The organism is Zoogloea sp. LCSB751 (assembly GCF_002028455.1).
Classification (GTDB): Bacteria; Pseudomonadota; Gammaproteobacteria; order Burkholderiales; family Rhodocyclaceae; genus Zoogloea.
Genome location: NZ_MWUM01000134.1, coordinates 1 through 287, shown reverse-complemented (window position 1 = coordinate 287; position 287 = coordinate 1). Strand labels below are relative to the sequence as shown.

Annotated in this window: 1 protein-coding gene; it reads left to right on the top strand. The window is 61.0% G+C overall.

Annotated elements, in window-relative coordinates:
* Positions 1 to 287 (top strand): 50S ribosomal protein L9 (gene rplI, locus B4920_RS26070; RefSeq protein ID WP_139379662.1); only part of this gene is annotated, 287 nt, incomplete at both ends.

The window sequence follows — 287 nt, the reverse complement described above, 5'->3', positions numbered from 1 at the left end:
TGGCTACGCCCGTAACTATCTGATCCCGCAGGGCAAGGCCGTTATGGCTACCAAGGCCAACATCGAGACCTTCGATGCTCGCCGTGCTGAACTGGAAGCCAAACTGGCTGCCGGTAAAGCTGCCGCTGAAGAGCGCGCTGCCAAGCTGGGTGAACTGGCTGCCGTTGTCATCGCCTCCAAGTCTGGCGACGAAGGCAAGCTGTTCGGTTCCATCGGTACCCGTGACGTGGCTGAAGCCATCACTGCTGCCGGCGTCGCCGTTGCCAAGAGCGAAGTCCGTATGGGCA